The following is a 4316-nucleotide window of genomic DNA, read 5'->3' as shown; positions in this document are numbered from 1 at the left end:
CCCGGTGGGTGGTGCCCCTTCGCCGTTTCGCACTGCTGCTCGTCACTCGCCTCCGGGCGCGGGCCCGCCTCGCGGCGGAATCAGATCTCGCCGCGGAGCTTGGCCAGCGCCTCCGCGAGGATCGCCTCGCCGTCGGCGTCGGTGCGCCGCTCGCGGACGTAGGCGAGGTGGGTCTTGTAGGGCTCGTTGCGGGACGGCGCCGGCGGGTTGTGCTCGTCCTGGCCGGCCGGGAAACCGCAGCGCGGACAGTCCCAGGTCTCCGGGATCGCCGCTTCCGCCGCGAAGCTCGGCCGGGTCTCGTGCTTGTTCGCGCACCAGAAGGAGATCCGGTTGCGGGGGGCGGATTCGCCGCGCTCCGCCTCGCCCATCGGGCCGGCTCCGACCCTGCTGCCACGGATGGCGTTGCCACTTGCCACGGTCTGACTCCCTGCGTGCTGGTGCGCCGACGCGCGCGATGCGCGACGGTGGCGAAAGTCGTCCTAGTGTAAGCAGGAGTTAAGCATGCGCCACCACCGGCTCCGCCCCGGACCCTTCCAGGATAAGCCGCGGGGCGACGGGGCGTCAGAGGTATGTCAGCCCTTGTACTTCAGCACCAGGCCGAGCACGACCAGGGAGGCGAACCAGCCGAGGCCGACCACGATCGTGATGCGGTCCAGGTTGCGCTCGGCGACCGCCGAACCGCCGCCGGTGGACATGGCACCGCCACCGAACATGTCCGACAGGCCGCCGCCCTTCCCCTTGTGCAGCAGCACCAGGAGGATCATCAGCAGGCTGAAGACGATCAGGGCAATCGAGAACCCGAGAACCACGACGGGACCAACTCTCTCGTATCTTCGGCGAAGGGGCCGGACCACGTCGGGTGGTCCGGCCCCAAAGCCTACGTTGCTGCGGCGGCGTTAGCCTACTGCCTGCTCACGGTACCGCACGATCTTGACGAACTCCTCGGCGTCCAGCGAGGCTCCGCCGACCAGGCCGCCGTCGACGTCCGGCTTGGCCATCAGGCCCGCCGCGCTCGACGACTTGACCGAACCGCCGTAGAGCACCCGGACCTTGCCGGCCAGCTCGGGGCCGTAGAGCTCGGCGATCCGCCCGCGGATCGCGGCGCAGACCTCCTGGGCGTCCTCGGGGGTCGCCACCTCGCCGGTGCCGATCGCCCAGACCGGCTCGTAGGCCACCACGATCGACTCGGCCTGGAGCGCCGAGACCTCGACCAGGGCGCCGTCGAGCTGGGCCAGGGTGTACTCGACGTGGGTGCCGGCCTTGCGGACCTCCAGCGGCTCGCCGACGCACAGGATCGGGGTGATCCCGCTGCGGTAGGCGGCCTTCACCTTGGCGTTGACGATCTCCTCGTTCTCGCCGTGGTACTGGCGGCGCTCCGAGTGGCCGATCACCGCGTAGGTGCACTTCAGCTTGGACAGCATCGGGCCGGAGACCTCGCCGGTGTAGGCACCGGAGTCGTGCTGCGAGATGTCCTGCGAGCCGTACTTGATCTTCAGCTTGTCGCCGTCGACCAGGGTCTGCACCGAGCGGAGGTCGGTGAACGGCACGAGGACGGCCACCTCGACCGACTCGTAGTCCTTGTCGGCCAGCGCGAAGGCCAGCTTCTGGGTGTGCTGGATGGCCTCAAGGTGGTTGAGGTTCATCTTCCAGTTGCCCGCCATCAGCGGGAGACGCTCAGTCATGCGTGATTCAGCCTTCCAGGGCGGTGAGACCGGGGAGCTGCTTGCCCTCCAGGTACTCCAGGCTCGCGCCACCGCCGGTCGAGATGTGCCCGAACTTCGTCTCGTCGAAGCCCAGGATGCGAACGGCCGCGGCGGAGTCCCCGCCGCCGACCACGGAGAACGCGTCGCTCTCCAGCAGGGCCTGCGCCACGGCCTTGGTGCCGCCGGCGTAGTCCGGGTGCTCGAAGACGCCCATCGGACCGTTCCAGAACACCGTCTTCGCGTCGGCCAGCTTCGCCGCGAACAGCTCGCGGCTGTCCGGGCCGATGTCCAGGCCCTCCTGGTCAGCCGGGATGGCGTCCGCGGCGACGACCGAGAAGGTCGCCGGAGCCTTGGTCCTGAGGTCCGGGAAGTCCGTGGAGACCAGGACGTCCGTCGGCAGGACGAACTCGACGCCCCGCTCCTCGGCCTCCGCCAGGTAGCCGAGGACGGTCGGGATCTGGTCCTCCTGCAGCAGCGAGATGCCGACCTCGTGGCCCTGGGCCTTGAGGAAGGTGTACGCCATGCCGCCGCCGATCAGGATCCGGTCGGCCTTCTGCAGCAGGTTCTCGATCACGCCGACCTTGTCGGAGACCTTGGCACCGCCGAGCACCACCACGTACGGACGCGCGACGTCCTCGGTGAGGCGCTTGAGCACGCCCACCTCGGTGGCGATCAGGTCGCCGACCGCGTGCGGCAGCAGGGCCGGCAGGTCGAACACCGAGGCGTGCTTGCGGTGCACCGCGCCGAAGCCGTCGCCCACGTAGAGGTCGGCCAGCCCGGCGAGCTGCTCGGCGAACGCCTTGCGCTCGGCGTCGTCCTTGCTGGTCTCACCGGCGTTGAAGCGCAGGTTCTCAAGCAGCGTGACCTCGCCGTCGGCCAGGGCGGCGACGGTGGCCTTCGCGCTCTCGCCCACGGTGTCGGTCGCGAAGGCGACCGGCCTGCCGAGGATCTCGCCGAGGCGGGCGGCCACCGGCGCGAGGGAGAACTGCGGGTCCGGCGCGCCCTTCGGGCGGCCGAGGTGGGAGGCGACGACGACCTTCGCGCCGCGCTCGGCGAGCTTGGCGATGGTCGGGGCGACGGCACGGATCCGGCCGTCGTCGGTGATGCTGCTGCCGTCCAGCGGGACGTTGAGGTCCGCGCGGACGAACACACGCCTACCGGCGACGTCCAGCTCTTCGATGGTCTTCACGGTCTTCGGTCTCCTGGCGAGATGGTGGAGCAGGCGACGGCACAACGCTGTGCCGTCAAAGGGAGTTGAGGGTGCGCAGACGGAGGGCCCGGTCGGCTTCGCACATGCCTTCCGGGCCCTCCCCCCTACTTCACGTCAGCTCCCGCTGCGTCAGAGCCCGGCACCGACGAGGGTGGTCAGGTTGACGAGGCGGTTCGAGTAGCCCCACTCGTTGTCGTACCAGCCGAAGATCTTGACCTGGTTGCCCTGGGCCATGGTCAGCAGCGAGTCGAAGATCGTGGAGAACGGCGAGTTCACGATGTCGGTGGAGACGATCGGGTCCTCGGTGTACTGCAGGATGCCCTTGAGGGTGGTCTCCGAGGCCTTCTTGAACGCCTCGTTGACCTCGGCGACGGTGACGTCGCGCTCCAGGGTGACGACCAGGTCGGTGATCGAGCCGGTCGGGACCGGGACGCGCAGCGAGGTGCCGTCCAGCTTGCCCTTGAGCTCCGGCAGGACCAGCGCGGTCGCCTTGGCGGCACCGGTCGACGTCGGAATGATGTTGAGGGCCGCGGCGCGGGCGCGACGCAGGTCCTTGTGCGGGAAGTCCAGGGTGACCTGGTCGTTGGTGTACGCGTGCACGGTGGTCATCAGGCCCTTGACGATGCCGAAGCTCTCGTTGAGGACCTTCGCCAGCGGCGCCACACAGTTGGTGGTGCAGGAGGCGTTGGAGATGATGGTGTGCTTGTCCGCGTCGTACTTCTCGTCGTTGACGCCCATGACGATGGTGATGTCCTCGTCACTGGCGGGCGCGGAGATGATGACCTTCTTGGCGCCGGCCGTGACGTGCTTCTTCGCCGCCTCGGCCTTGGTGAAGATGCCGGTCGACTCGATGACGACGTCCGCGCCCAGCTCGCCCCAGGGGAGGTTGGCCGGGTCGCGCTCGGCGATGACCTTGAAGGTCTTGCCGTCGACGGTGATGCTGTCCGCGGTGTGGGACACCTCGCCCGGGAAGGTGCCCAGGATCGAGTCGTACTTGAGCAGGTGCGCCAGGGTCTTGGTGTCGGTCAGGTCGTTGACACCGACGATCTCGATGTCCGCGCCCTGGGCCTTAACCGCACGGAAGAAGTTGCGGCCGATGCGGCCGAATCCGTTGATGCCTACCCGGATCGTCACGAACCGATCTCCTCGTTAGGTACGCCGGACGCTATGCCGACGGGGTGGAATTTTGGGATGTCCCCGACCGCCTATGACCCTACCCCTCCGAGGCCGGGTGGAGCACATCAGGCGCCCGCGCAAGCCCTGGCGTGGCGCGTGTTCCCAACGGTCGCGGGCCCTCCGTCCCTGCCCTCCCGGGCAGTTGGTCCCGGCCCCCGCGGGCCGCCCGGCCGGCGTCCGTCCCACCCCCCGGACACGGCTCCGCCGGTGCCCGCGGAAGCGGGCAC

General features: G+C 69.2%; 5 protein-coding genes. All 5 read right to left on the bottom strand.

Annotated elements, in window-relative coordinates:
• Positions 1 to 80 precede the first annotated feature (80 nt).
• The 5 genes from ACFCX4_RS34975 to gap all read right to left on the bottom strand — a co-directional run bounded on the left by ACFCX4_RS34975 (position 81) and on the right by gap (position 4047).
• The gene (locus ACFCX4_RS34975; RefSeq protein WP_376151299.1) at positions 81 to 368 is read right to left on the bottom strand and encodes an RNA polymerase-binding protein RbpA; all 288 of its coding nucleotides are present in this window, start codon (positions 366 to 368) and stop codon (positions 81 to 83) included.
• Between the two features lie 204 nt (positions 369 to 572).
• Complete coding sequence (gene secG / locus ACFCX4_RS34970) at positions 573 to 809, bottom strand: preprotein translocase subunit SecG (RefSeq protein ID WP_376151297.1); 237 nt, start codon at positions 807 to 809, stop codon at positions 573 to 575.
• An 87-nt stretch (positions 810 to 896) separates the two neighbouring features.
• Positions 897 to 1682: a triose-phosphate isomerase gene (tpiA, locus tag ACFCX4_RS34965; protein ID WP_376151295.1), complete on the bottom strand. Its 786-nt coding sequence runs from the start codon at positions 1680 to 1682 to the stop codon at positions 897 to 899.
• 7 nt (positions 1683 to 1689) lie between these two features.
• Complete coding sequence (locus tag ACFCX4_RS34960) at positions 1690 to 2892, bottom strand: phosphoglycerate kinase (RefSeq protein WP_376151293.1); 1203 nt, start codon at positions 2890 to 2892, stop codon at positions 1690 to 1692.
• A 150-nt stretch (positions 2893 to 3042) separates the two neighbouring features.
• On the bottom strand, positions 3043 to 4047 hold the full coding sequence (gap, locus tag ACFCX4_RS34955; RefSeq protein ID WP_376151291.1) for a type I glyceraldehyde-3-phosphate dehydrogenase: 1005 nt from the start codon (positions 4045 to 4047) through the stop codon (positions 3043 to 3045).
• Positions 4048 to 4316 lie beyond the last annotated feature (269 nt).

Source organism: Kitasatospora sp. NPDC056327 (assembly GCF_042261735.1).
Lineage (GTDB): Bacteria > Actinomycetota > Actinomycetes > Streptomycetales > Streptomycetaceae > Kitasatospora.
Note: the sequence above shows the minus strand (reverse complement) of the source record. Positions and strands in the feature narration are given on the sequence as shown.